We start from the raw sequence: 26,710 nt of genomic DNA, 5'->3' as shown, positions 1-26,710 counted from the left end.
CCGATGGCGACGATCAACTTCGAAAGTGAGTTACGACGCGCCGGAGCCAACGCCACCAGCGGCTGGGGACGGCTGACGTTCCTCGCCCAGCGCCATGTGCTCGGCACGATCGGCCTCATCGTCATGCTGCTGTTCGTGCTGACTGCGATCTTTGCCGATCTGATCAGTCGCTACGATCCGCTCACGGTCGATTCGGCGCACCGGCTCGCACCGCCCTCCATGCTGCACTGGTTCGGCACCGATTCATTCGGCCGAGACGTCTGGAGCCGCATCATCCATGGCGCCCGGATCTCGCTTGCGGTCGGCATCGGCTCCACGACGCTCGGCGCCACGCTCGGCGTGATCGTGGGTCTCGCCTCTGGCTACCTCTCCGGCTGGGTCGACCTCGTGTTCCAGCGGGTGACCGATATCCTGCAATCGCTGCCGCTGCTGGTGCTCGCGCTTGTGATGACCGCGGCGCTCGGGCCATCGCTGCCGAACGTGATCCTTGCCATCGCCATCCCCCTGATCCCGACGGTTGCCCGCGTGATCCGCGCCAACACGCTGGCGCTGCGCGAGCAGCCGTTCGTCGAGGCCGCCAAATCGATCGGCATGAGCGAGATGCGGATCGCGCTGCGCCATGTGCTGCCGAACACCATCGCGCCGCTGATCGTGCTCGCCACCGCGCAGCTCGGCTCGACCATCCTGACCGAGGCGTCGCTGTCGTTCCTTGGCCTCGGCATCCCCGAACCTTATCCGTCGTGGGGCCGCATGCTGTCGGAATCCGCTGCCGAATATGTCCGCACCGCGCCGTGGCTGGTGATCTTCCCCGGCATAGCGATCAGTCTCGCGGTGTTCGGCACCAATCTGTTCGGCGACGCGCTGCGCGACATCCTCGATCCGAGGCAGCGCGGCTGATGAGCGACGCCAAGACGGCAGTGACGGTTCTCGACGTGAAGAACCTGCAGACGGTGTTCTTCACCAACTCCGGCCTGTTCCGCGCGGTCGACGACGTCTCGTTCTCGGTCCGCCGCGGCGAGACACTGGCGATCGTCGGTGAATCCGGCTGCGGCAAGAGCGTCAGCGCGCTCTCGATCATGCGCCTGGTACCCGATCCGCCCGGCCGCATCGTCGGCGGCTCGGTGACGCTCGAAGGGACCGATCTGCTGAAGCTCGACGATACCGCGATGCGCGCCATCAGGGGCAACCGCATCTCGATGATCTTCCAGGAACCGATGACCTCGCTCAATCCGGTGATGCGGATTGGCGACCAGATCATCGAGGCGGTACGGCTGCATCAGAAGGTGAGCAGCAAGGAAGCCTGGAAACAGGCGGTCGACATGCTGCGGCTGGTGCGCATTCCGGAGCCGGAGCGTCGCGCCCAGGAATATCCACATCAGCTCTCCGGCGGCATGCGCCAGCGTGCCATGATCGCGATGGCGCTGGCGTGCCGGCCGGCGCTGTTGATCGCGGACGAGCCGACCACCGCGCTCGACGTCACCATCCAGGCGCAGATCCTGGCCCTGATCGTCGATCTGCAGCAGCGGCTCGGCACCGGCTTGATCCTGATCACCCATGACCTCGGCGTCGTTGCCCAAACCGCGCAGCGCGTGATCGTGATGTATGCCGGCAAGAAGGTCGAGGAGGCGACGGTTGAATCTCTGTTCGAGACGCCGTTGCATCCATACACCCGAGGGCTGATGGCCTCGATCCCGGCAGTGCCCTCACCTGACGCCAAAGCTGACGTGCGGCTGGTCGAAATCCCCGGCATGGTGCCGTCACTGACCAGGCTGCCGCCCGGCTGCGCCTTCGCGCCTCGCTGCAAGCTGGCGATCGACCGCTGCCGTCAGGAATATCCGCCGCTCGATGAGGTCAAGAGCAATCACTGGGCGGCGTGCTGGCGCGCCGGCGAGATAGCGGAGGCGTCATGACCGAACAGCGCCCCCTCCTCGAGGTTACCGATCTCGTCAAGCACTACGCGGTGCGCGGCGGCGTGCTGCGCCGGCAGGTCGGCACCGTGCATGCGGTTGACGGGGTGAGTTTCGCGCTTGGCACCGGCGAGACGCTCGGGCTGGTCGGCGAATCCGGCTGCGGCAAGTCGACGGTGGCGCGCACCGTGCTGCGGCTGGTCGAGCCGACCAGTGGTGCGATCAAACTGGATGGCGAGGACATCGCGTCACTGAGCAAGACGGCGCTGCGGCCCTATCGCCGCTCGATGCAGATCGTGTTCCAGGACCCGTTCGCCTCGCTCAACCCGCGCATGACCGCTGGCGACATCGTCGGCGAGCCCTTGAGCGTGCACGGCATCGCGACCGGCGCGAAGAAGCAGGAGCGCGTCGCGGAACTGTTCCAGCAGGTCGGGCTGCGGCCCGACCAGATGAAGAACTTCCCGCATCAATTCTCGGGCGGCCAGCGCCAGCGCATCTGCATCGCGCGCGCGCTGTCGCTTGGGCCGCGGCTGATCGTCTGCGACGAGCCGGTCTCCGCGCTCGACGTCTCGATCCAGGCTCAGGTGATCAACCTGCTGATCGACCTGCAGCGCAAGCAGAACTTCTCCTACCTGTTCATCGCGCACGACCTCGCGGTGGTCGCCCATATCAGCCACCGCGTCGCCGTGATGTATCTCGGCCGCATTGTCGAGATCGCCGACAAACACGAGCTGTTCGCCAATCCGCGCCACCCTTATACGCAGGCCCTGCTCGCCTCGGTGCCGATTGCCGATCCGAAGGCGAAGCGAACCGCGCCGCTGATCGACGGCGACGTGCCGAGCCCGATCAATCCACCCTCCGGCTGCGCCTTCCACACCCGCTGTCGCTACGCGATGGATCGCTGCAAGACCGAGCGCCCGGCACTGCTGGCAGCCGCCCCGGCACATCAGGTCGCCTGCTGGCTGAATGACGGGACGGGGCGTGCCGAGTAGACCTGTCGTCCCGGCGAAGGCCGGGACCCATTACCCCGAATGCCCGTTGATTTGGCGAGCTGGGGCCACATTCTATTCCAACAACATACATCGGTGGTTATGGGTCCCGGTCCCCGTGCGCAATAGCGCACTAGGCCGGGACGACAGTTGTTATGCGGCCACCTCGATCTCCACCACGATCTTCCCCGTCGTCACCTGCTCGCCCTCGGCAACATCGATCGACGACACCGTGCCCGCAACCCCTGCGGTGTGCACGTGCTCCATCTTCATCGCCTCCAGCGTCATCACCGGTTGGCCGGCCGCGACCTTGTCGCCCGGCTTCACCAGCACCGCGACGACCCGGCCGTTCATGGCGGCGCGAACCTTGCCGTCGCCTCCGGCAGCCGTCGCGCTCTCCGGCGGCGCGAGCGTGAGATCGCGCGCCGTCAGCGTGACGCCACGATGCAGGATATAGAGCCGATCGCCATCGCGCAGGAACCTGGCCTGCTCCATCACGCCATCATGGTGGAAGCGGATGCTGTCCTGATTGAGCTCGTCGATCGCGAAGCTGAAGCGATCGCCGTTGCGAGCGGCGACGTAGCTGCCGTCGCGCTCGCGGACGATCTCGATCTCCTGCACGCCGTGGCCGAGATCGATCCGCAGGCCGAGCGGGAATGTCGCAGCGAGCGACCGGCCGCGCTGCCATGGCGGCGCGTCCGGATGGGTGACGTAGAGCAGCAGCGCCGCGAGCGCGAGATCGCTGCCGCGATCGGGCCGCGGCGCCAGCAACACATCGCGGTTGTTGCCGATGAAGGCCGTAGTCGCCTCGCCCCTGGCAAAGACCGGATGACGCAGGCAATCGATCAGGAAGCCCTGATTGGTGGTGACGCCGAAGGCCGTGACCTGCTCCAGGGCGCAGATCAACTTGCCGCGCGCCTCGTCGCGGGTGGCGCCATGGCTGATGACCTTGGCGATCATCGAATCGTAGAACGGCGGAATCTCCGAGCCGGACTGCAATGCGTGCTCCACGCGGATGCCTTCCGGCATCTGCCACCGTGCCATCGTGCCGGATTGCGGCATGAATTCATGCCCGGCGTCCTCCGAGCAGAGCCGGACCTCGATGGCGTGACCGGAGAAACTGATGTCCTCCTGCCTCACGCCAAGTGGTTCGCCTCTCGCGACACGCAGTTGTAATTCGACCAGATCGAGCCCGGTGATCGCCTCGGTGACGGGATGCTCGACCTGGAGCCGCGTGTTCATCTCCATGAAGTAGAAATTGTCGGCGCGATCGAGCAGGAACTCCAGCGTACCGGCGCCCTCATAGCCGATCGCCTTGACCGCCTGGACCGCGACCGCGCCCATCCGCGCACGCAGCTCCGGCGTCACCGCCGGTGACGGTGCCTCCTCGATCAGCTTCTGGTGCCGCCGCTGCACCGAGCAATCGCGCTCGCCGAGATGAACGGCGTTGCCGTAACGGTCGCCGAACACCTGGATCTCGACGTGGCGGGGATCGACGATGGCGCGTTCGAGGATGACGGTGGGATCGCCGAACGCACCCTGCGCCTCCGATCGCGCGCTGCGCAGCGCATCCGGAAACGCCGCGGCATCCGCGACCAGCCGCATGCCGCGACCGCCGCCGCCGGCGACTGCCTTGATCATGACGGGGAAGCCGATCGCCTTGGCTTCTGCCAGCATCGCCGCATCGCTCTGGTCGGCGCCCTGATAGCCGGGCACGCAGGGTACGCCGGCCTTTTGCATGATGTCCTTGGCACCGGCCTTGTTGCCCATCGCAAGGATCGCCTGCGGCGACGGACCGATGAACACCAACCCCGCATCGCGGCAGGCCTGCGCAAAGTCCTCGTTCTCGGCGAGGAAGCCGTAGCCGGGATGCACCGCGCCGGCCCCGCTTGCCTTGGCGGCTGCGATGATCGCGTCGATCTTCAGATAGGATTGCGCCGGCAGCGCCTCGCCGATCCGCACCGCCTGGTCGGCCTCGAGCACGTGCAGTGCGTCGCGGTCGGCATCCGAATAGACCGCGACGATGCCATAGCCGAGCCGCCGTGCCGATCGCATGATGCGCAGCGCGATCTCGCCGCGGTTGGCGATCAGGATCTTGAAAAACGGCGTCCGCTTCACGATGGTACCGCTCATGGCCGCGCCACCGAGAACTGCATGCGCTGGGGCTTTCGCGCCTCCGCCTCGCGGCAGATCGAAAGCACCTCTGACAGCACCGTCCGCGTATCGCGCGGATCGATCACGCCGTCGTCGAGCACGCGGGCGCTGGTCGAGAACACGTCCATCTGGCCGTCGAACACGCCAGTGATTTGCGCCTTCATCGCCTCCAGCTTCTCCTTTTCGATCGGCTTGCCGCGCCGCGCGGCCGCAGCTTCAGTGACGATCGCCATGGTTTCGGCGGCCTGCTCGCCGCCCATCACCGCGGTCTTGGCGTTCGGCCACGAGAAGCAGAAGCGCGGGTGGAAGCCGCGGCCGCACATGCCGTAATTGCCGGCGCCGAACGAGGCGCCGCAATACAGCGTGATTTGCGGCACGGTCGCCGAGGTCACGGCCTGGATCATCTTCGAGCCGTGCTTGATCATGCCGGCCTCTTCATAGGCGCGGCCCACCATGTAGCCGGTGGTGTTGTTCATGTAGAGGATCGGCGTGCGCGACTGGCAGCAGGCCTGGATGAAATGCGTCGCCTTGTTGGCCCCGGGGACATCGAGCGGGCCGTTGTTGGTGATGATGCCGAGCGCCTGCGCTTCGATGCGGGCGTGGCCGCAGACCGTGGCCGGGCCGTAGTTGGCGCCGAACTCGGTGAAATCGGAATCATCGATGAAGCGCGCGATCGCCTGGCGCATGTCGACGGGGCGCTTGTGGTCCATCGGCATGATGCCAAGCAATTCCTCGGCATCGTAACGCGGCGGCTTGAATGCGGCCGGTTCGGGGGCCGGCCGATCCCAAGAACGGTCCCATGGCAACTTGGCCATGATCTCGCGCGCGATGCGGAGCGCGTCGCGGTCGTCCTCGGCGAGATAATCGCCAAGGCCGGAAATCGAGGTGTGCATCTCGGCGCCGCCGAGTTCCTCCTCGGTTGCGATCTCGCCGGTGGCGGCCTTGAGCAGTGGCGGCCCGGCGAGGAAGGCGCGCGTGCGGCCGCGCACCATCACGATGTAGTCGGACAGGCCCGTCTGGTACGCGCCGCCGGCGGTTGAAGAGCCGTGGGTGACGGTGACGACGGGATGCCCCGCCGCCGACAGCCGCGCGAGGTTCCGAAAAATGTTGCCGCCGCGGACGAAATCCTCGACGCGGTAGCGCAGCAGATTGGCGCCGGCGCTTTCGACCAGCTGCACATAAGGCAGCTTGTTCTCCAGCGCGAGCTCCTGCACCCGCAGCGTCTTGTCGAGGCCATAGGGCTGCAGCGCACCGGCGTCGATGCCGGCATCATTGGCGCTGACCATGCAGCGGATGCCGGAGACGAAGCCGATGCCGGCCACCAGTCCGCCGCCGGGCACGCTCCTGTCCGCATCCGGCACATCGAACATGTAGCCGGCGAGGGTCGACAGTTCGAGAAATGGCGAGCCGGGATCGAGCACCAACGCGACGCGTTCGCGCGGCAGCAGCTGACCGCGCTTATGGAACCGGTCCTTGGCCGCGGCGGAGGCCGCGCGCGTACGTTCCTCCAGGGCGCGCATCCGGTCGATCAGGGCCAGCATGCCGTCGCGATTGCCCTGGAACGCGGCGCTGCCGGTAGCGATGGTGTTCTCGATGATGGCCACTAGGCGCGCTCCACAAAATGCCCGCTGTATTGCTGCCGCAGCTCGACCTTGCGCAGCTTGCCGGTCGCGGTCATCGGCATCTCCTCGAGGATACGCACCAGCTTCGGCACCTGGAAGCCACCGAGATGCTTTCGGCAATGCGCCTCGATGCCGGCCTCGTCGGCCACCGCACCGGGCTTCAGCTTGACGAAGGCGGAGACCGCCTCGCCCCATTGCGGATGCGGCAGCCCGACCACGGCGGCATTCTGCACGGCGGGATGCGCCAGCAAAGTCTCCTCGATCTTGACGGAAGCGACATTCTCGCCGCCCGACTTTATCATGTCTTTCTTGCGATCGAGGAACAACACCTCGCCATTGCCGTCGATCAAGGCAAGATCGCCGGTATGATGCCAGCCGAACTTGCGCGCCTCCTCGGTCGACTTCGGGTCCTTGTAATATCCCATCATCACGTTGGGCCCGCGATGCACCAGCTCGCCGATCTCGCCGCGCGGCAGCAGGTTGCCGTTGTCGTCCATGATCGCGGTCTCGTTGACGATCAACGACTCGCCCCAGTAATTGCCGAAACGCTCGAGCTGCACCTCCGGCCGCGACATCGTCGTCGCCGGATACATCTCGGTCTGGCCGCTGGTCAGCACGAAGTTCGGACAGAGATCGGCCATGGCGCGCTCCAGTAGCGGCTTGCCCATCGGGGCCATGGTGTAGATGCAGCAGCGCAGGCCGGAGAGATCATACTCGCGCCGGCGCGGATGATCGAGGATCGCCTGATACATCAGCGACAGGCCGACGAACACCGTAAGCTTGTCACGGACGATCGCCTCCATGCAGACCACCGGATCGAAGCCGCGCATCAGCGCCATGCGGCCGCCGACCGAGAGATAGCTCAGCAGCAGCACGTGGCCGGCACAGTGGAACAGCGGAAACTGCCCGGTGATCCCGTCGTCGCGCGAAAGCTGCATCTCGATGCAGTTGCTCATCACGGCCATCACCACGGCGAGGTGGCAATGCATCGCGCCCTTCGGCCGCGACGTCGTGCCCGAGGTATAGATGATCATCGCGAGATCACGATCGTTGATCTCGATCTCAGGCTCGATGTCGGATTGCCCCTTCAGGAGACCGTTGAATTCCTGCAATCCGGTCTTGCCGGCATTGCCGGTCAGATCGATCGCGATCATCTCCATGCCGCGGGCTTCCAGCGCCGCGCGCCGATCTGCCTGGGCGTGCAGATTGTCGTCGATAATCGCAAAGCGGACCTCGGCATGGCCGAGGATGTAGTCCATGTCCGCCGGCCCGAGCATTGTGTTGATCGGTACCCAGACCAGGCCGGCCCGGTGGATGCCGAACAGCGCTTTGACGAATTCGACGGAGTTGTTGCAGATCGTCGAGATTTTTTCGCCGGGCTTCAATCCACGTTGCACCAAATGGTTGGCGAAGCGATTGGCATCGCGCTCGAGCTCGGTGAAGGTGACTTGCCTGGTGCCATCGGTCAGCGCGACGCGATCCGGAAACCGCCGCGCGGCGCGCTTCAGCAGGTCGCCGATCGCGACCCGCCCGATGCGGCCGGGGCCGGTGACGCCACCGGTTGCTGCGAGATTGTCCATGGCTGGTTCTCCTCTCAACCGTCATTGCGAGGAGCGAAGCGACGAAGCAATCCATACCTTCCACGCGGCAAAATGGATTGCTTCGCTTCGCTCGCAATGACGGGGCGACGCCTAGTGTCGGATCCCGAAAATCTGCCGCGCCTCGGCCGGGCTCGCGATCTCGCGACCGGCACGCCGCGCGCAGGCGGCGAGGCCTTCGACGAGCTGCCCGTTCGACGTTACCTTGGTGCCGTCGCCGAGATAGAACGTGTCCTCGAGCCCGCTGCGCAGGTGGCCGCCGAGGTCGGCGGCGCGCTGGTGCAGCGGCCAGATCTCGGCGCGGCCGATCGCTGTGACCTGCCAATGCGCCTCCGGCGCCTTCAGCTTGAGCAGGATCGGCAACAGCTCCGGATCCGCCGGCATCCCCGAGGCGACGCCCATGACGAAATTGTATTCGAGTGGACCGGAATACATGCCGGTCTGCCGGTACATGCCGACGCAGCGCACGATGCCGACGTCGAAGCACTCGAATTCCGGAATCGTGCCGGCCGCCTTCATCACGTCGAGATAATCCTGCACCTTCTCGACCGCGTTATCGAACATCATCGGCGGCCAGGCCCAGGTGTTGTCGGCCTTCACCTTGAGATAGTTCAGCGAGCCGGCGTTGCAGGCCGCGATCTCGGGTTTTGTCTCGCGCACGCAATCAAGCGCGCCCTGGTAGTTCGGGCCCGAGGTGCCGGTGGTGTGGTTGATGATCACGCCGGGGCAGGCCTCGCGGATCGCCTGCTGGATTTCCTTGCTGACGCCGACATCCCACGACGGCAGGTGGCCCTTGTTCGGCTCCTGCTGGCGCAGATGGATGTGCATGATGCTGGCGCCGGCGTTGAACGCGGCCCTGGCCTCGCGCGCCATCTGTTCCGGTGTCACCGGGACATTGTGCTGCTTCGGGTCGGTAAGCACGCCGTTCAGCGCGCAGGTGATGACGGCCTTGTCGCTCATGGTCTGTTGCCCGCTTTACAGCGCACCTGCGCTGCTGATTTTCCCATGATGAGAACTTTGCCTTCGCGCCATCTTGCGTTGACTGGCTAAGTCAATGCGCCGGCGCCGGAATTCGCCGCCAGCCGGTTAACACAAGACGAGAAGCCCACCTGACGCATAGGATCTGCCTCAAGCAGAAGCGGCGCAACAAGCCGGCATCACGGGGAGAACGTCATGGTCTCGATCAGCCGGCGCACATGGCTCACCGGCGCGGCAGGCGCAGGAGTTGCCGCGATCGCAGGCCTTGAGCCTTCGCTCGCCGAAGATACGCCCGGCGTCACCGCGACCGAGATCAGGATCGGCAGCACGACCTCATTGAGCGGCCCGGTGTCGGCGCTCGGCGTGCAGGCGCGCTGCCAGGAAGCCTATTTCAAGATGCTGAACGAGCAGGGCGGCATCGCCGGCCGGCAGATCAAGTACATCTATTACGACGATGCGTTCAATCCGGCCAAGACGGTCGAGCAGGTGCGCCGCCTGATCGAGAGCGACAATGTCGCCTTCCTGTTCAACATGCTCGGTACCGCGCCGAACTCGTCGGTCGTCAAATACATCAACGCCGCCAAGGTGCCGCATCTGTTCCTGTCGGTTAACGGCGACAAATGGGGCGACTACAAGAGCTATCCCTGGACCATGGGCTTCGCGCCGAGCGCCCGCACCGAGGCGCAGGTGTTCGTCAAATATGCGCTGAGCCAGAACAAGGACGCGAAGTTCGCGGTGCTCTACCAGAACGACGATCTCGGCAAGGATTTCGTCGCCGGCGCCAAGGACGTACTGGGCGAGCGGTTCGCGACCTCAGCGGTGGTCGCCTCGCACGAGGTCACCGATCCCACCATCGATTCCCAGATCGTCGCGCTGCGCGGCGCCAATCCGGACGTACTGATCTCGGGCAGCACGGCAAAGTTCTGCGCGCAGTCGATCCGCAAGATCTATGAGCTTGGCTGGAAGCCGATGCATTTCATCGCCAGCGGCGCGGCCTCGATCTCCTCGACCATCGCGCCTGTCGGCCTCGACAAGTCGCAGGGCACGATCTCGTCAGCCTATGTGAAGGACGTCGCCGATCCGGCGTGGGCCAACGACCCCGGCGTGAAGGATTTCCTCGCCTTCATGGCGAAGTACTTCCCCGATGGCAATCCGAAGGAAGGCTACAGCCTCTATGCCTACACGGTGGCGCAGGTACTCAGGATCGTGCTGGAGCAGTGCAGGGGCAATTTCACTCGCGACAATATCATGGCGCAGGCGAACAATTTGAAGGACGTCGAGGTCCCGACGCTGTTGCCCGGCATCAAGGTCAACACAAGCCCGACCAATCATCACCCGCTGCAGCAGCTGCAGCTGCAACGGATCGAAGGGCCCGGCTGGCTGCGCTTCGGCGAGGTGATCCAGGGCGCGAATTTGTAGCGGAGAAATGCCCTAACGTCGTCCCGGCGAAGGCCGGGACCCATACCGCGTGAATTATCGATGGCGCGGGATGGCTGATACCTGACAAAACAACGGCCTGCTGTGGTTATGGGTCCCGGCCTTCGCCGGGACGACAGCGGAAGTTACGTCAGCGCACGTTCTTGCCCCGTGCGGTAGATCGCAAGATCGCGCGAGCCGGAGAAGATCGCGCGCGGCTTCAGGCCATAGAAGCGGCGGATCGAGTGGCTGAAATGCGTGCTATCGGGATATCCGATATCCTGCGCGAGATGCGCGAGGTTGATGTCCTGGTTGGCGAAGTGCAGCAGATGCCGCGCGCGCTTCCAGGCGCGGAACGAGCGGAACGAGATTCCTGTCTCCTCCTTGAACAGATGCAGAAAGCGCGAGGGCGACAGTCCGGCCTCGGCGGCGCAGCCTGCCGCGGTCACCGGCTCGCCGGAGAATTGCCCGATGCGGCCGATCGCGCGCACCACACGCGGATCGAGCACGCGCTGCGGCAGTGCGTCGCCAAAGCACATGGTGTCGAACTCGGCATTCGCGATCGCGTCGCGATGCTGCATCTCGGCAAGCGTCGCATAGGCGTTGCGAATCCGGTTCGCGAATAAATGAGAGTCGGGTCCTTGCAGCCGGCGGGCGACGGCTTCGAGCGTGCCGTCCGGCACGCTTTCCGGCTCGATCGCGACGCAGATCGCGGAGCGATATTCGCTGGTGATGGTGTGGCGCAGGTTCGGCATCGTCACCGCGAGCTCGCCGTGCGACTCGCGGCCTTCGCTGGTCGACAGATGCAAGCCGTCGCGGATCGCGACATAGACATGGAATGCGCCGGGACAGCGTTCGCGCGGTCGGCCGAGCAGCCCGGCATAGAACACCCGTTCCGGCGTGATCAGCATCCGGTGGCCGGATTGCTGCTGGCCAGAATTCTGGCACTTCGCGTCCACGATCGCGTCCATGTCGGTTCCTCCTCGCGCGGCTCTTTGGGCCGCTGCGGCGGAGCTACCATAGCGCAAATTCGAAACCTGTCACCGACGCGCTGGATCAATTCCTGGACACATCGACGCTGCTGAGATCAAGCCCGCGCGCGCGGCGCAACATTTTGTTCCAGCCCGGCTTTTTGCTCCGACGTCACCGCGCGCCGGTAACCTTCGCGCTGCTGCAGCCGCGCCCAATAGGCCGCGACATTCGGCCCGAAATCCTTGGCGAGGCCGATATTGCTGGCGAGCCGCAGCGCATAACCGTTGGTAATGTCGGCGGCGGTGAAGCGTTCCGCGCAGAGGAATTCCGATTTCGCGGCGGCGGCCTCCACCGCACGCAAGCGGCCCAGGAACCATTTTGCATAGTCGCCCGAGACCTGCGGGTTGCGCCGCTCCTCCGGCTCGAGCTGGCTGTAGCGCAGCACCAGCGTCTGCGGAAAGGTCAGCGTCGCGTCGGAAAAATACATCCAGTTCAGGAACGCGCCATAGGCCGGCTCGTCGGAGCCTACGATCAACGGCGTCGGGCCATATTTGGTGCCGAGGTAATGGCAGATGCCGGAGGACTCCGTCATCTTCGTCTCGCCGTCGACCATGAACGGGATGGTGCCGAGCGGATTGATGCCGAGATACTCCTTGGCGAACACGCGCGGCGGGAACGGCAGCATCTTCAACTCATAGGGCAGCCCGAGCTCCTCCAGCATCCACAGCGGGCGGAACGAGCGCGCGGCGTCGCAGTGATAGAGCGTGATCATCAGGCGTTTCCCTTTTGCTTCATGCCGGGCAGCGTGCCCATCATCTTGCACAATACCATCAGCATCACCTCGTCGGCACCGCCGCCGATCGAGGTCAGGCGGCTGTCGCGATAGGCCCGGCTGACCGGCGTCTCGTTGGTGAAGCCCATGCCGCCCCAATATTGCAGGCAGGCATCGGTGAGCTCGCGGCCAAGCCGGCCGGCTTTCAATTTCGCCATGGTCGCGAGCCGGGTGACGTCCTCGCCGGCGACCAGCGCCTCGCCGGCACGATAGATCAGCGAGCGCAGCAATTCGACCTCGGTCTGCATCTCCGCGAGCTTGAAGTGCACCACCTGGTTATCGAGGATCGAGCCGCCAAATGCCTTGCGGCTCCGGGTGTAGTCGATGGTCGCGTTGATGATGAATTCATGCGCCTTTAGGCAGGCGGCCGCGCCCCACAGCCGCTCCTCCTGGAACTGGATCATCTGGTAGGTGAAGCCCTGGCCCTCCTCGCCGATCCGGTTGCGCTTCGGCACCCGGACATTGTCGAAGAAGATCTGCGCCGTATCGGACGAGCGCATGCCGAGCTTGTCGAGCTTGCGCGCGACCTGGACGCCCTTGGTCTTCATGGGAACGCAGATCAGCGACTTGTTGCGATGGACCGGGCCGTCGCTGGTATTGGCGAGCAGGCAGATCCAGTCGGCCTGGGTGCCGTTGGTGATCCACATCTTGCCGCCATTGATGACGTAATCGTCGCCGTCGGAGCGTGCATTGGTCTTGATCGAGGCGACGTCGGAACCGGCGCCGGGCTCGGAAACGCCGATGCAGGCGACCTGATCGCCGGCGATCGCGGGCGCCAGGAATTCGCGCCGCACCTCGTCGGAGCCGAACCGCGCCAGCGCCGGCGTCGCCATGTCGGTCTGCACCCCGATCGCCATCGGCACGCCGCCGCAGGTGATGGCCCCTAACTCCTCGGCCATCATCAGCGCGTAGGAATAATCCAGCCCCTGGCCGCCGAATTCGACCGGCTTGTTGAGGCCGAGGAAGCCGAGATTGCCGAGCTTCTTGAACAGCTCATGCGCCGGGAAGATATCGGCCTTCTCCCACTCGTCGACATGCGGATTGATCTCGGCCACGATGAACTTTTGCAGTGCGCGGCGCGGTTCGTCGTGGTCGGCGGTGAAGAGCATCTGATGATTTTTCCCTCGTCATTCCGGGGCGCTCGCGAAGCGAGTGAACCCGGAATCTCGATCCGTAGATATCCAACCTCTAGGTTCCGGGTTCGCTGCGTGCCCCGGAACGACAGTGCATCACAATCCCATTTGCCTTGATGCCAGGTCCTTCATGATCTCCTCGGTGCCGCCGCCGATCGCGTTGACCTTGACCTCGCGGTAGATGCGCTCGACCTTGATGCCGCGCATGAAGCCGGCGCCGCCGAAGATCTGCACCGCCTCGGAGGCGCAGTGCGCCATGGTCTGGGTGGCCTGGTTCTTCATCATGCAGATCTCGGCGACCGGGCTTTCGCCCTGGCCGAGCCGCCACGCCAGCATTTCCAGCATCGCCTGCGAGGCCGCGACTTTCTGCGCCATGTCGACGATCTTGTGCCTGATGACCTGGTGCTGGGCGATCGGCTTGCCGAACGTCTTGCGCTCCTTGGCATAGGCGACCGCCTCGTCGAGGCAAACGCGCGCATAGGCGGTGCAGCTTGCCGCCATGCCCATGCGCTCGCTGTTGAAGTTCTGCATGATGATCTTGAAGCCTTGGCCTTCCTCGCCGATCAGGTTCTCGACCGGCACCCGGCATTCGTCAAAATGCAAGGTCGCGGTATCCGATGCCCACCACCCCATCTTCTTCAGCTTGGTGCGGGACAGGCCCGGCGTATTGCCCTCGATCAACAGCAGGCTGACGCCGCCCGGCCCCTCACCGCCGGTGCGCACCGCGACCGTCAGATAGTCGGCGCGCATGCCCGAGGTGATGAAGGTCTTTTCGCCGGAGACGACGTAATGGTCGCCGTCGCGCCGCGCCTTGGTGCGCAGATTGGCGACATCGGAGCCGCCGCTCGGCTCTGTGATCGCGAGCGCGGAGATCTTCTTGCCGGCGAGCACGTCCGGGAGCACCCGCGCCTTGACCTCGGGCCGGGCGGCTCGGGCGATCGGCGGCGAGCCGATGGTGTGGCTCATCAGGCTCGAGGAGACGCCGCCGGCGCCGGCGCGCGCCAGCTCCTGCGAGGCCACGATCTTCATGAACTGGTCGGCGGCAATCCCGCCATATTCCTCCGGGAAACCGAGGCCGAGCAGCCCGATCTCGGACGCCTTGGCATAGAGCGCGCGCGGAAACTCGCCCTCCTCGTCCCATTGATGGGCATAGGGCTCGATTTCCTTGGCCACAAAGCGCCGCATCACCTCGCGAAAGGCCTCATGCTCGCCGGTGTAGAACGGGTTTGCCATCCGCATGCTCCGTTGATTCTTAACTCCGACGATGTCCGGATTTTTCCCTGTTCACTTGCGTCGAGTGGCTGTCCGCCGGACCGGGTTTCCATCTGGCCACCCGCCAGCCACTAAACGCAAGACAGTATCCTAATACGCCCCCTCCACTGCTAATTCATGGCATCAATCGAGCCAGGGACAGGCGGCGCAGACTGCCGTTCCGGAGGAGGGAAATGTGCCGGTTCGTTACTACGACTGGATCGCGCATCATCGCCGGCGCACGCCGGACAAGATGGCGCTTGTCGATCTCGCAAGCGGTCGCCGCTTTGGCTATGCGGAACTCGACGCCCGGGTGTCGCGGCTCGCGGGCTATCTGCGCGACGAGTTGAAGGTCGCCAGCGGCGACCGGGTCGCGGTGCTGGCGCTGAACACCACGGATACGCTGGAGGTGCAGTTCGCCTGCTTCCGGATCGGCGCGGTCTTCCTGCCGCTCAACACCCGCCTTACCGTTCCCGAGTTGCGCTACATTACCGCCGACGCTTCGCCAAAAGTGATGATCCATGACGACGAGCTCGCCGAGACCGCGCTTGCCGTCGCCAAACTCTGCGATGTCGCCTCGACCGTGCGGCTCGGCCGCGGCGGCGCCTATGAGGCCGGCATCGCGGCGGCCAGGCCGCTCGAACGGTTCGAGGAGGTCACGCTCGATGACATCTCGACCATCATGTACACCTCGGGCACCACGGGCCAGCCCAAGGGCGCGATCATCACGCACGGGATGACGTTCTGGAATTGCGTCAATCTCGGCGGCCCCGCCTATATTTCTCCGGCCTCGGTGCTGCTCACCGTGCTGCCGCTGTTCCACACCGGCGGGCTCAATTGCTACACCAACCCGGTGCTGCATGCCGGCGGCACCGTGCTGATCATGCGCGCGTTCGATCCCGGCGAGGCCTTGAGGCTGATCAGCGATCCCGCGCAGGGCATCAACGTGTTCTTCGGCGTGCCCGCGATCTACCAGTTCATGGCGCAGCATCCGTCCTTCGCCACCGCCGACTTCAGCCGCCTGCTGATCGGCGGCGTCGGCGGCGCGCCGATGCCGTTGCCGCTGCTCAAGACCTGGGAGGCGCGCGGCGTCGCGTTGCAGCAGGGCTACGGCATGACCGAGACCTCGCCGGCGGTGATGGTGCTCGACCGCGAGGACGCGGCGCGCAAGGCCGGCTCGTCCGGCAAGCCGGTGCTGCACACCGAGGTTCGGATCGTGCGGCCCGACGGCAGCGATGCCGCGGTCGGCGAGCTAGGCGAGCTCTGGGTCAAGGGCCCGAACATCACGCCGGGCTACTGGAACCGGCCGGACGCCAACGCCTCCTCCTTCACCGACGGCTGGCTGCACACCGGCGACGCCACGCGGATCGACGAGGAAGGCTTCTACTACATCGTCGACCGCTGGAAGGACATGTACATCTCCGGCGGCGAGAACGTCTATCCGGCCGAGGTCGAGAGCGTGCTGCATCAACTGGCGGCCGTCGCCGAGGCCGCCGTCATCGGCATCCCGAACGAGCAATGGGGTGAGGTCGGAATGGCCGTGATCGCCGTGAAGCCGGGCCATACACTGACGCCGGCCGAGATCCACGCGCATTGCCAGGCCAATCTGGCGCGGTTCAAGTGCCCGCGCCTGATCGAATTCATCAATGCCCTGCCGCGGAATGCGACAGGCAAAATTCACAAGCCGACGCTGCGGCAGCAATTCAGCCAGCCGAAGCCGACCGATACCGCGGCGTGAGCGAGACGCGCGCCGCGTGTTCCGGAGCGCGCCGCGACAAGGATTACCCCGCAGCCGCCTGCCGGGACCGGCTGCGGGTTCGTTGCGTCAGTCCCCAACCAGAATCAATCGAGGAAATTGCCTTTATGAAAAATACAAAACTGTCGCTGCTGGCCGCCGCCGCGGCGCTCTGCCTGCTCTCCACCCAGGCCGCCTTTGCACAAAAGAAGTACGACACCGGCGCCTCCGACACCGAGATCAAGATCGGCAATGTCGAGGCCTATAGCGGTCCCGCCTCCGCCTACGGCGTCATCGGCAAGACCGAAGAAGCCTATTTCAAGATGATCAACGAGCAGGGCGGCATCAATGGCCGCAAGATCAACTGGATCTCCTACGACGACGGCTATTCGCCGCCGAAGACCGTGGAGCAGATCCGCAAGCTGATCGAAAGCGACGAGGTCTTCCTGGTGTTCAACGCGCTGGGCACGCCGACCCAGACCGCGGTGCAGAAGTATCACAACGCCAAGAAGGTGCCGCAGCTCTTCCTCGCCACCGGTGCCAGCAAGTGGAACGATCCGAAGGATTTCCCGTGGACCATGGGCTTCCAGCCGAGCTATCGCGTCGAGGCGCGGATCTTCGGCAAATACATCCTCAAGGCCAAGCCGGATGCCAAGGTCGCGATCTTCTATGCCAATGACGATTTCGGCAAGGACTACCTGGTCGGCCTCAAGGAGATGCTCGACAAGTCGAGCGTCAAGATCGTCGCCGAGGAAAGCTACGAGACGACGGAACCGTCGATCGATTCCCACATCGTCAAGCTGAAGGACACCGGCGCCGACGTGTTCGTCAACATCTCCACACCGAAATTCGCGGCGCAGGCGATCAAGAAGATCGCCGAGCTCAATTGGAAGCCGATGCACGTGATGACCGACGTCTCGATCTCGATCGGCGCCGTCATGAAGCCCGCCGGCCTCGAAGCCTCCGAAGGCGTGCTGTCGGCCGGCTATCTGAAGGACGCGTCCGATCCGCAGTGGAAGAATGACGAAGGCATGAAGAAGTTCATGGCCTTCGCCGAAAAGTACATGCCGGGCGCCAATCTGTCCGACGCCAATCTGGTCTATGGCTATGCCGCGGCGCAGACCATGGTGCAGGTGCTGAAGCAGGCCGGCGACAACCTGACGCGCGAGAACGTGATGAAGCAGGCCGCCAGCCTGAAGGACTTCACGCCCGACACGCTGATCCCCGGTATCCGGATCAATACCAGCGCGACCGACTTCGCGCCGGTCGAGCAGCTCAAGATGATGCAGTTCAAGAACGGACAGTGGGAGCTGTTCGGCGACATCATCAGCGCCGAGACCGGCGGCTAGCGCCGGACGCACCGCAACCAAACATCAGCCATCGCGAAGCCGCCCATCCGGGCGGCTTCGTTGTTTTACAACTCTCTCACCGTCACCCTGAGGAGCGCGCTCTTGCGCGCGTCTCGAAGGGTCGACGGCCCGGCTGTGGCCGTGCATCCTTCGAGACGCCGCTGCGCGGCTCCTCAGGATGACGGGATTTGCAGATGATTATCCCGGCAAAAAAATCGCGAATGGCTCGTCGATCGTCCGCCGCAGATGCTCGCGATAGAGGGCATAGTTGGCATCGTCGGCCGACACCCGGCCGAGGCTCGGCTTCGGCACGTTCTTCACCGGCAGGAATGCGATCGGCGCGGCGACCGGCGTCAGCAGCGAGCCGCGGCCGGCGAGCAGCGTCGTGATGATGCCATACATCTCGCCGGAATTGCGCGGGCGCGAGACCGTGATCACGCGATGCTGGCCATGCCGGTTGGTGACGAGATAGACAAAGCCCGATTCATTCGGCACCGCCACCTCGCCATACTGGGTGTAGTCGGCATCCTGCCGCTCGCCCTCGCGGAAGCCGAGCGATGACGCCGCCTCGTCCCAGGCGATCTCGGTGCGATAGGCATAGAACGCGCCCGGCTCGCCGAACGACGGACGCACCGTGATGTAGGTGCCTTCGATCCGCGCCACCGCGCGGCGCGAATAGGATCCGAGGCTGTCGGGCGCGATCCCGCCATTGGCCGGCGTTGCCACCATGATCGTCTCCGGCAGCTTGCGCAAGGAAACGCCGAGCGCCTGCTCCAGCCGCACCGTGGTCGCCAGCGTGAACGGACGGCGGCCGCCGAGCACCTTCTCCAGTGTCGACAGGCTGAGCTTGGCCTGCTCGGCCAGGGTCTGCCGCGAGATGCGGCGGCGCGCGATCTCCTCGCGAATGGTCTCCGCGACCTGCCGGCTCTGCTCGGCGGAAAGCTGCTTGTCCGGCGTCGGCATCCTGATTCCTGCCCGGTTCCCCGTGATTCCGCGCAGTCTAGCAGACCGCACAATCCATCACAAAACCGCACAAACCCGCCTCGTCCGGCGGCGGGCCGCGCCGGACGGCGGCCAATCATTGCCGATCATTCTGCTCGCGCCAAAACCGCCTCTCTCCATGATTGCGAAGCAGCGAAAGTCTCGCTCGGAGTGACGAAAATGACGATTTACGATGCATGTGAGAGCGGCCCGCAGATCCGGCTGTCGCGCCGGATGCGCATTGCGCTGTTCTTCCTGGTGGAAGGTGTCGCCGCGCTGGCGATCGGCTTTGCGGCGCTGTTCCTGAGTTTCGATCCGGTGTGGTCGGCCGAACTGCCGCAACAGGCGGTGCTGCGGCCTTCAGATGCCCGCTCCGGCTCGCTGCTGTTCAAGACCGACGACGGCTACAGAGATGCGCTGAGGCTCGGCGTCGATGTCGACCTCACGGTGTCGGGCCCGACCGTCCGCGCCCGCGTCACGCAGATCTTCCGCAACCCGACCAAGGACTGGGTGGAAGCGACCTATGTCTACCCGCTGCCGGCCGGCGGCGCGGTCGACACGCTGAAGATGGTGGTCGGCGACCGCATCGTGGTCGGCGACATCAAGGAGCGGCAGCAGGCCCGCGCGATCTACGAGCAGGCCAAGCAGAACGGCCAGAAGGCCGCGCTCACCGAGCAGGAGCGGCCGAACATCTTCACCAACTCGGTCGCCAATATCGGCCCCGGCGAAACCGTGCTGGTGCAGATCGAATATCAGGAGCCGGTGCAGCAGAACGGCAACGAATTCTCGCTGCGGGTGCCGATGGTGGTCGGCCCGCGCTACAATCCGCGTCCGGTGGTGCAGAGCGTTGACCTCCGCGCCGATGGCAGCGGCTGGGGCGCCACCACGACAGATACAATTCTGGACCACGACCATACCGCCTCGCCGATACTCGATCCCGCGACGAATGCTCCGGTCAATCCGACCAACATCACGGTGCACCTCAACGCCGGCTTCCCGCTCGGCGAGGTGAAGAGCCATTTCCACCAGGTCAGGATCGAGAGCCCCGACAGCACGACGCGCGTCGTCAAGCTCGCCGAAGGCCCGGTGCCGGCCGATCGCGATTTCGAGCTGACCTGGAAGCCGTCTGCCGAGAAGGCGCCGTCGGTCGGGCTGTTCCGCGAGCATGTTGGCAATTCCGACTATCTGCTCGCCTTCGTCACTCCGCCATCGGTCGAGCAGGCGCAACAGAAGCAGCTCCCCCGCGAAGTGATCTTCGTGATCGACAATTCCGGCTCGATGGGCGGCACCTCGATCATCCAGGCCAAGGCGAGCCTCACTTACGCGCTCGGCCGCCTGCAGCCGTCCGATCGCTTCAACGTGATCCGCTTCGACGACACCATGGACACGCTGTTCCCGTCGCCGGTCGCGGCGAACAGCACCAATATCGGCAACGCGACATCGTTCGTCAGTGCGATACAGGCCCGCGGCGGCACCGAGATGGTGCCGGCGATGCGCGCAGCGCTATCCGACACCAACCACGACGACGCCAACTACGTCCGCCAGGTCGTGTTCCTGACCGACGGCGCGATCGGCAACGAGCAGCAATTGTTCGAGACCATCAACGCGCTGCGCGGCCGCTCGCGGATCTTCATGGTCGGGATCGGCTCGGCGCCCAACACCTACCTGATGACGCGCGCCGCCGAGCTCGGCCGCGGCACCTTCACCCATATCGGCTCGGTCGAGCAAGTCGACGAGCGGATGCGCGACCTGTTCGCCAAGCTGGAGAATCCCGCTGTGACCAACCTGTCCGCGAAATTCTCCGAGGCGACCGCCGACCTGACGCCGTCGGCGATCCCCGACGTCTATCGCGACGAGCCGCTGGTGCTGGCCGCGAAGCTCGACAAGCTCGCCGGCTCGGTCGAGATCAAGGGCCGCATCGGCGATCGTCCGTGGAGCGTCACGCTGCCGCTCGCCAATGCCGCCGAAGGCAAGGGTCTCTCCAAGCTGTGGGCACGCCGCAAGATCGCGGATGCCGAGGTTGCGCGCACCACGCGGCAGGCGAGCCCGGAAGATGCCGACAAGACCATCCTTGCGCTGGCACTTGAGCATCAGCTCGTGACGCGGCTGACCAGCCTCGTTGCAGTCGACAAGACGCCGAGCCGCCCTGAAGGCGAGCCGCTGAAACTCTCCGAGCTGCCGCTCAACCTGCCCGCCGGCTGGGATTTCGCAAAGGTGTTCGGCGAGCGTCCGAGTCTGCCGACTGTGCCGGGCGAGCGTCGCGCCGACGCCGGCGACGGCAAGCTGCAGCTCGCCGCACTGAAGCGGTCGCCGGTCGCCACCGAACGTCCCGGCACGATCCAGCTGCCGAAGACCGCGACCGACGCCGAACTGAAGATGATCGCGGGTGTGATCCTGCTCACGGTCAGCCTTCTGCTTCTGGTGTTCAACCGACGTCAGACGTCGTCCCACTGACGTCGGATGAAAGGAGGAGGTGCCCCCGACCTCCTCTTTCAAGAGCGCGCGCGGCCTTCTCACCCGCCCCCCGGGGGCCGCGCGCGCCACTTTTCTCAACCGTCATTGCGAGCGAAGCGAAGCAATCCATGTCACCACGCGGGGAAAGATGGATTGCTTCGTCGCTTCGCTTCGCTCGCGATGACGAGGAACAATGAAGATGCGCCGCTTCATCCCGCCCCTCGCCTTCGCTCTCATCGGCCTGATCCTGTTCGGCCAGGGCGCCTATATCCATGCCAAGGCGACGCTTGCGCAGGTGCTGCTGGAACGCGCCTTCACACAGAGCATCACAACCGGCCATCCCGTAAAACCGTGGCACTGGGCCGATACCTGGCCGGTCGCCCGGATCGAGGTGAAGCGCCTGCACGCTTCCGCGATCGTGCTGGCCGGGAGCAGCGGCCAGGCGCTGGCATTCGGCCCCGGCCATGTGGAAGAGACCGTCGATGCCGGCGAGCGCGGCGTCGCGGTCTATTCCGCGCATCGCGACACCCATTTCCGCTTTCTGAAAGATGTCACAATCGGCGACGAGATCGACGTCACGCGGAGCGACGGCAAGATTTTTCGCTACCGGGTCGATCGCAGCGCGGTCGTCCGCTTCGACCAGTCCGGCATCGATTCGCTCACCGACCGGTATGAACTGGTGCTGTCGACCTGCTGGCCATTCGACGCTCTGACATCGGGGCCCGAGCGCTATCTGCTGCATGCGACCATGATCGAACCCGAATCAGGTTCCTGATGCGCACCGATTTTGCGCCCGCCGGGATATTGCAAGCGTTGCCCTGACTTGCAGCAGCGTGAGTTGCTACCCCCTTCCATCGGCCATAAAAACAATGAAAAATCACGTTCTGCGGTGATCCGCCGTGGGCCAGAGGAAACGAACAGAACAAGGATAAGGGCAGGCTCCATGGAAGCTTTCGCAAGCACCGCGTCTCATGTGTCCCACAAATGGGCGCCGCCCGCTGACGCCAGCGACATCGTCAAGAACATCCATGCGATGCTGCACCCGCGCAACATCGTGCTGGTCGGCGCCACCGACAAGCCCGGCAACTACGCCGAACGAATCTGGAACAATCTGGTCAAATACGGCTATGCCGGCGGCCTGTTTCCGATCAACGCCAAGCGCGAGGCCATCTGGGGCGTCACCTGCTACAAGGACTTCGCCAGCCTGCCCGAAAAGCCCGACCATGTGCTGGTGCTGGTGCCGGCCCGCTTTGCCGTGCAGGTGATCCGCGATGCGGCCGCGGCCGGCGCGCGCTCGGCGACCATCGTCACATCAGGCTTCAGCGAGCTGCAGGATGAGGAGAGCCAACGGCTCGCGGTCGAGCTGAAGCAGGCGATCAAGGAGACCGGGCTTGCGGTCACCGGTCCGAATTGCCTCGGCAATCTCAGCGCCGGCGAGAACCTGTTCACCAATATCGACGACCGCATCGTCACCATGGAGCCGGGCGCGGTCGCGATCGCCGGCCAATCCGGCGCGATCGTGATGGCGATCCGCCAGGCGCTGGAGGATCGCGGCGTCGGCGTCGGCTACATGGTCACGACCGGCAATGAATCCGGGCTCGAGACCCCCGACCTGATGAGCTATTTCGCCGCCGATCCGAGCATCCGGGTCATCGTGGTCTATCTCGAAGGCGTCAGGAACACCAAAGTGTTCCGCGATGCCTGCAAGGCCGCGCGCACCGCGGGCAAGCCGGTGATCGCGCTCAAGCTCGGCGCCTCGGAAGGCGGCCGGGCTGCCGCGATGGCGCATACCGGCGCGCTGGCCGGTTCGATCGAGACATTCGATGCGATCTCGACCCGCGAGGGCGTGATCCGCGTCCGCGGGCTGGATGAATTGATCGAAACCACCGAGTGCTTCGTCCATGCCGATCCGCCGAAGGGCAACCGGCTCGCGGCGGTGTCGCTGTCCGGCGGCAAGCGCGGGCTTCTGATCGACGCGTTCTATTCCGCCGGCCTGAATTTCGCGCCGCTGAGCGAGAACGCGTCGGAGCAGCTTGCCAAGATGCTCGGGCCCGGCAGCATCGTCGGCAACCCGCTCGACGCCGGCTTCGCCGCGGTGGTCGATCCCTCCGTCTACATGAAGTCGATCAAGATCATGATCGACGATCCCGACACCGACATCGTCATCATCGATGCCGAGCTGCCGAAGGCGCCGCATGAGCTGCGCGAACGCAATCTGCGCATCGTCAACGACATGGCGGGTCAGGCCAACAAGCCGGTGATCTATATCAGCGCGATGTCGATCGGCTTCACCGAGTTCACCAAGGGACTGCGCAAGTCACTGCCCAATATCGCGGTGATGCAGGGACTCGACCGCGCGGTCGGCGCGATCAAGTCGCTGATCGAATATGCCGGCCTGCGCAAGGAAGTGCCCGACATCGTGTCGAGCTCGAAAGCGTCCGCGCGCGCGGTGCTGGAGAAGACACTGAAGGCCGCCAACGGCGCCGCCGCGCTCGACGAGGTGGCCTCGAAGCAGCTGCTCAAGGCCTACGGCATCCCGATCTCGAAGGAAGACGTCGCGCAGACCGCGGCCGAGGCCGTGAAGATCGCCAAGGCGATCGGCTTCCCGGTGGTCGCGAAAGTTGTCAGCCCCGACATCCTGCACAAGTCGGACGTCGGCGGCGTGGTGCTGAACCTCGCGAGCGCCGCCGAGGTGAAGAAGGCGTTCAACGACATCACCGCGCGGGTGAAGAAGCTGAAGGGCAAGCCGAAGCTCGAGGGCATCCTGATCGCGCAGCAAGTCAAGGCCGACCTCGAACTCGTGGTCGGCGCCTCGCTCGACGCCGAGATGGGCCCGGTGGTGCTGTTCGGCACCGGCGGTGTCGATATCGAGCTGATGAAGGACGTCGCCCTTGCCGGCGCGCCGCTCGATGCCGCCGAGGCGAAGCAGCTGATCGCCAAGACCAAGGCCGGCGTCAAGCTGAAGGGCTATCGCGGCAAGCCCGCGCTGCACGAGTCGTCGGCGGTGAAGGCGCTGGTCGGACTCTCCAACTTGATGGCCGACGCCAATGGCCGCATCGCCTCGATCGACGTCAACCCGTTCCTGATCAACAGCAAGCTCGGCGTCGCCGTCGACGGCCTGATCGTGCTGAACAACGCCGCCGCGAGCAAGGCAGCCGGGCATTAGGGTTGGACGCCAATCTATCCCCGTCATCCCCGCGCACAGGCTTTGCCTTTGTCGCTGGAGGAGCGCCAACGGGTCCGCGCAAAGCGCGGCCCGATGACAGGCTCCGCGCGTCTCAGGATGACGGGGCTTTGAGCGGACCAGTCGCTCGAAGAGCTAAAAGCTCGCGCCCCACTGCCGCGCGGTCTGCATCACCCAGTCGCGATAGAGCGTGAGCGGCGTCACGCCGGTGATGCCGCCGCAGCCCGCGGTGCCGTTCGGGCCGGTGGACCAGCTCACCACGCCGACGATGACGGGCCCGGCTTGCTTGTCCTCGAACACGGGTGCACCGGAGTCGCCCGTGCAGGCGCCAAGCCCGTCGCGCACGCCCTGCCCGACCGGGTCGACGAGACGGATCTGCAGCGTGCCGGGCTTGCCGCTCGCGATCAGGCCGGCGACGCGAATGCTGCCGCCGCTCTTGCCGTCGCCGCGCACGGTGACACCGACGCCCGCGACGGTGAAGCGGCCACCGACCTGGATCGGAATGTTGGGCATGCCGAGCACGGCCGGCGCCTTGCCCGCGGTTGGCACCGCAAGCTGCAGCAGCGCGACATCGGCGGTCGCCACATGATTGGTCATCGCCTGCATCCGAAAGCCGGGATGGATTGCCACCGTCTTGACGTCCTGCAGCTTCGGCTGCCGGTCCGGCCCGTAATCGACGATCTTGTAGTCGGCACCGGGCTGCACACAATGCGCCGCGGTCAGCACCACCTGCGGCGCGATCAGCGCGCCGCTGCAGAAATTACCGCGCGAGCCGACGATGGTGACGACGGCGCGCGCGACACCATCGGTCGACGGCGCGCCACCACCAACGATGGCGAAGGCCGGCGTTGCCATCAGCAGAGTCAGAAAGACCGTCGCTCGAATCACGCTCGTCATGGAACCCTGTCGATCTGCATTTGAATTGAGCACATCCGAGGCGCGGCATTGCGTCGCTCACGCTCGGCCGAAGAACACGCAAACTTGTACAGAGCACCCGAGCCCGCACGCGTCAATTATCTAAATATCTAGGCGTCGATGACTACGGCCTTGAAGTCACCGCCAGATTTCCAACGGTCCCATCGTTCGCGCGCTTCGTATCGGCGCCGTGTCGCGATATCCCATCACATCGTACCCTGCCTCGTGCAGCCAGCACGACGCTCGAATGTGAACTGCATCTCTTGATCCCGCGCCCATCGGGGCCGTAGTTTCGGCCTGATAATAATACAACCTCTGGCAGCATACCGCATACTTACCTTCATGACGTTCTGGATGCCGGTGCCGTTGAGCTTCAACGGCTTTTCCATCCGCCATTTCGTTGAGTTCGAGGATAATGATGAGGATCGCGGTCGTCACGCCGATCAGGCTGTTCAGCGAGGGGCTTACCTCGAGTTTCCAGAACCACGCCGAGTTTGCCGTCGAGGCGGCGGTCTCCGACCTTGCCGGCCTGCGCGCGGCCCTGAAGACCGGCAGTGTGAATGTCATTCTGGTCGACGTCACACAGGGCATCGATCTCGACGAGGTGCGGGTGATTGCGAGCGAGCATGCGGACATCGCCCTGGTCGCGCTCGGCCTCAACGAGGACCGGCGCGACGTGGTTCGCTGCGGCAGGGCCGGGTTCAGCGGCTACATTTCCCGGAACGCCAGTTTCGACGAGCTATGCCGCGCGCTGTCGGACGTGGCATCGGGGCGACTCGCCTGCAGCGCCGAGATTTCCGGGGGGCTGCTGCGCGCGCTGTTTTGCATGGAGCGTCAGACGGATACGATCGACACTGACCAGGGCTTGACCCGGCGCGAAAGCGAGGTCCTCAAGCTCATCGGGCAGGGCATGTCGAACAAGGAGATCGCGCGCGATCTCAATCTCAGCCTGGCGACCGTCAAGCATCACGTCCATCACGTACTGCAGAAGCTCGGCCTGCCGCGCCGGGCGCAGGCGATGCGGCGAGTGCGCGAAGCGCCGTGGATCGCATCATCCGCGCCGGCTCTCGATCGCTGCCGCGAGCTCGACTGACACCATCGTCCGGAATTCCGTATTCGGCTGAGCCCGGCGCGCGCACGCATTGGTGCGCAGATGCGGCGCGGCCTTGCACGCATTCGTGCGCATCACGCAGCAAGACCGATCCCGACTCAATCCTTTGATCGATCTCACGAGGCGCAG

General features: G+C 65.0%; 20 protein-coding genes. 10 read left to right on the top strand and 10 right to left on the bottom strand.

What is annotated here, in order from left to right:
* The first annotated feature begins 3 nt into the window (after positions 1 to 3).
* Genes XH92_RS03225 through XH92_RS03215 form a run of 3 tightly spaced genes read left to right on the top strand, consistent with a single transcriptional unit; the run spans position 4 to position 2,899 of the window.
* On the top strand, positions 4 to 897 hold the full coding sequence (locus tag XH92_RS03225) for an ABC transporter permease (protein ID WP_194457942.1): 894 nt from the start codon (positions 4 to 6) through the stop codon (positions 895 to 897).
* The gene (locus tag XH92_RS03220) at positions 897 to 1,910 is read left to right on the top strand and encodes an ABC transporter ATP-binding protein (RefSeq protein ID WP_194457941.1); all 1,014 of its coding nucleotides are present in this window, start codon (positions 897 to 899) and stop codon (positions 1,908 to 1,910) included. The genes XH92_RS03225 and XH92_RS03220 overlap by 1 nt, the downstream gene beginning before the upstream one ends.
* Positions 1,907 to 2,899 (top strand): ABC transporter ATP-binding protein, encoded by a 993-nt coding sequence (locus tag XH92_RS03215; RefSeq protein ID WP_194457940.1) that lies wholly within the window; start codon positions 1,907 to 1,909, stop codon positions 2,897 to 2,899. Before XH92_RS03220 ends, XH92_RS03215 begins: the two co-directional genes overlap by 4 nt.
* Before the next feature lie 150 nt (positions 2,900 to 3,049).
* Here XH92_RS03215 and XH92_RS03210 read toward each other — a convergent pair whose 3' ends face one another.
* From XH92_RS03210 to XH92_RS03195, 4 genes are all read right to left on the bottom strand, one after another.
* Positions 3,050 to 5,029, bottom strand: coding sequence for an acetyl-CoA carboxylase biotin carboxylase subunit (locus XH92_RS03210; protein ID WP_194457939.1), 1,980 nt, complete (start codon positions 5,027 to 5,029; stop codon positions 3,050 to 3,052).
* The gene (locus XH92_RS03205; RefSeq protein WP_194457938.1) at positions 5,026 to 6,654 is read right to left on the bottom strand and encodes an acyl-CoA carboxylase subunit beta; all 1,629 of its coding nucleotides are present in this window, start codon (positions 6,652 to 6,654) and stop codon (positions 5,026 to 5,028) included. The genes XH92_RS03210 and XH92_RS03205 overlap by 4 nt, the downstream gene beginning before the upstream one ends.
* Positions 6,654 to 8,252 (bottom strand): AMP-binding protein, encoded by a 1,599-nt coding sequence (locus XH92_RS03200; protein WP_194457937.1) that lies wholly within the window; start codon positions 8,250 to 8,252, stop codon positions 6,654 to 6,656. The genes XH92_RS03205 and XH92_RS03200 overlap by 1 nt, the downstream gene beginning before the upstream one ends.
* Before the next feature lie 111 nt (positions 8,253 to 8,363).
* Positions 8,364 to 9,230, bottom strand: coding sequence for a 3-keto-5-aminohexanoate cleavage protein (locus XH92_RS03195; protein WP_194457936.1), 867 nt, complete (start codon positions 9,228 to 9,230; stop codon positions 8,364 to 8,366).
* A 213-nt stretch (positions 9,231 to 9,443) separates the two neighbouring features.
* On the opposite strand from XH92_RS03195, the gene XH92_RS03190 reads away from it, so the two are divergent.
* A complete protein-coding gene (locus XH92_RS03190) occupies positions 9,444 to 10,667 on the top strand; it encodes an ABC transporter substrate-binding protein (RefSeq protein WP_194457935.1) in 1,224 nt (407 codons plus the stop codon).
* 143 nt (positions 10,668 to 10,810) lie between these two features.
* On the opposite strand, the gene XH92_RS03185 is transcribed toward XH92_RS03190, so the two are convergent.
* The 4 genes from XH92_RS03185 to XH92_RS03170 form a co-directional block, all read right to left on the bottom strand.
* On the bottom strand, positions 10,811 to 11,635 hold the full coding sequence (locus XH92_RS03185; RefSeq protein ID WP_194457934.1) for a helix-turn-helix domain-containing protein: 825 nt from the start codon (positions 11,633 to 11,635) through the stop codon (positions 10,811 to 10,813).
* Positions 11,636 to 11,751: 116 nt separating this feature from the next.
* Positions 11,752 to 12,408: a glutathione S-transferase family protein gene (locus XH92_RS03180; RefSeq protein ID WP_194457933.1), complete on the bottom strand. Its 657-nt coding sequence runs from the start codon at positions 12,406 to 12,408 to the stop codon at positions 11,752 to 11,754.
* Positions 12,408 to 13,577: an acyl-CoA dehydrogenase family protein gene (locus XH92_RS03175; protein WP_194457932.1), complete on the bottom strand. Its 1,170-nt coding sequence runs from the start codon at positions 13,575 to 13,577 to the stop codon at positions 12,408 to 12,410. Before XH92_RS03175 ends, XH92_RS03180 begins: the two co-directional genes overlap by 1 nt.
* Positions 13,578 to 13,697: 120 nt before the next feature.
* Complete coding sequence (locus XH92_RS03170; RefSeq protein ID WP_194457931.1) at positions 13,698 to 14,834, bottom strand: acyl-CoA dehydrogenase family protein; 1,137 nt, start codon at positions 14,832 to 14,834, stop codon at positions 13,698 to 13,700.
* Positions 14,835 to 15,048: 214 nt separating this feature from the next.
* Here XH92_RS03170 and XH92_RS03165 point away from each other — a divergent pair, with 214 nt between their 5' ends.
* Entirely contained in the window at positions 15,049 to 16,590 is a 1,542-nt protein-coding gene (locus tag XH92_RS03165) for a long-chain fatty acid--CoA ligase (RefSeq protein WP_194457930.1), read from the top strand.
* Between the two features lie 125 nt (positions 16,591 to 16,715).
* Entirely contained in the window at positions 16,716 to 17,936 is a 1,221-nt protein-coding gene (locus tag XH92_RS03160) for an ABC transporter substrate-binding protein (protein WP_194457929.1), read from the top strand.
* A 198-nt stretch (positions 17,937 to 18,134) separates the two neighbouring features.
* Here the strand turns inward: XH92_RS03160 and XH92_RS03155 are convergent, their stop codons facing one another.
* Complete coding sequence (locus XH92_RS03155; RefSeq protein ID WP_194457928.1) at positions 18,135 to 18,899, bottom strand: helix-turn-helix transcriptional regulator; 765 nt, start codon at positions 18,897 to 18,899, stop codon at positions 18,135 to 18,137.
* A 252-nt stretch (positions 18,900 to 19,151) separates the two neighbouring features.
* Between XH92_RS03155 and XH92_RS03150 the strand changes: the two genes are divergently transcribed.
* The 3 genes from XH92_RS03150 (at position 19,152) to XH92_RS03140 (ending at position 24,537) form a co-directional block, all read left to right on the top strand.
* Complete coding sequence (locus XH92_RS03150) at positions 19,152 to 21,371, top strand: marine proteobacterial sortase target protein (protein ID WP_371818124.1); 2,220 nt, start codon at positions 19,152 to 19,154, stop codon at positions 21,369 to 21,371.
* 199 nt (positions 21,372 to 21,570) lie between these two features.
* A complete protein-coding gene (locus XH92_RS03145; RefSeq protein ID WP_194461087.1) occupies positions 21,571 to 22,146 on the top strand; it encodes a class GN sortase in 576 nt (191 codons plus the stop codon).
* A 168-nt stretch (positions 22,147 to 22,314) separates the two neighbouring features.
* Positions 22,315 to 24,537 (top strand): acetate--CoA ligase family protein, encoded by a 2,223-nt coding sequence (locus tag XH92_RS03140; protein WP_194457926.1) that lies wholly within the window; start codon positions 22,315 to 22,317, stop codon positions 24,535 to 24,537.
* 153 nt (positions 24,538 to 24,690) lie between these two features.
* Here XH92_RS03140 and XH92_RS03135 read toward each other — a convergent pair whose 3' ends face one another.
* Positions 24,691 to 25,452, bottom strand: a complete 762-nt coding sequence (locus XH92_RS03135) for a trypsin-like serine protease (RefSeq protein ID WP_194457925.1) — start codon at positions 25,450 to 25,452, stop codon at positions 24,691 to 24,693.
* A gap of 436 nt (positions 25,453 to 25,888) precedes the next feature.
* On the opposite strand from XH92_RS03135, the gene XH92_RS03130 reads away from it, so the two are divergent.
* Positions 25,889 to 26,563 carry a response regulator transcription factor gene (locus XH92_RS03130; RefSeq protein WP_194457924.1) on the top strand — a complete coding sequence of 225 codons (675 nt, stop codon included), beginning with the start codon at positions 25,889 to 25,891 and terminating at the stop codon, positions 26,561 to 26,563.
* Positions 26,564 to 26,710: the final 147 nt, after the last annotated feature.

Source organism: Bradyrhizobium sp. CCBAU 53421, from assembly GCF_015291625.1.
Classification (GTDB): Bacteria; Pseudomonadota; Alphaproteobacteria; order Rhizobiales; family Xanthobacteraceae; genus Bradyrhizobium.
The sequence above is the reverse complement of the archived record's forward strand: the minus strand, read 5'-3'. Positions and strand labels throughout refer to the sequence as shown.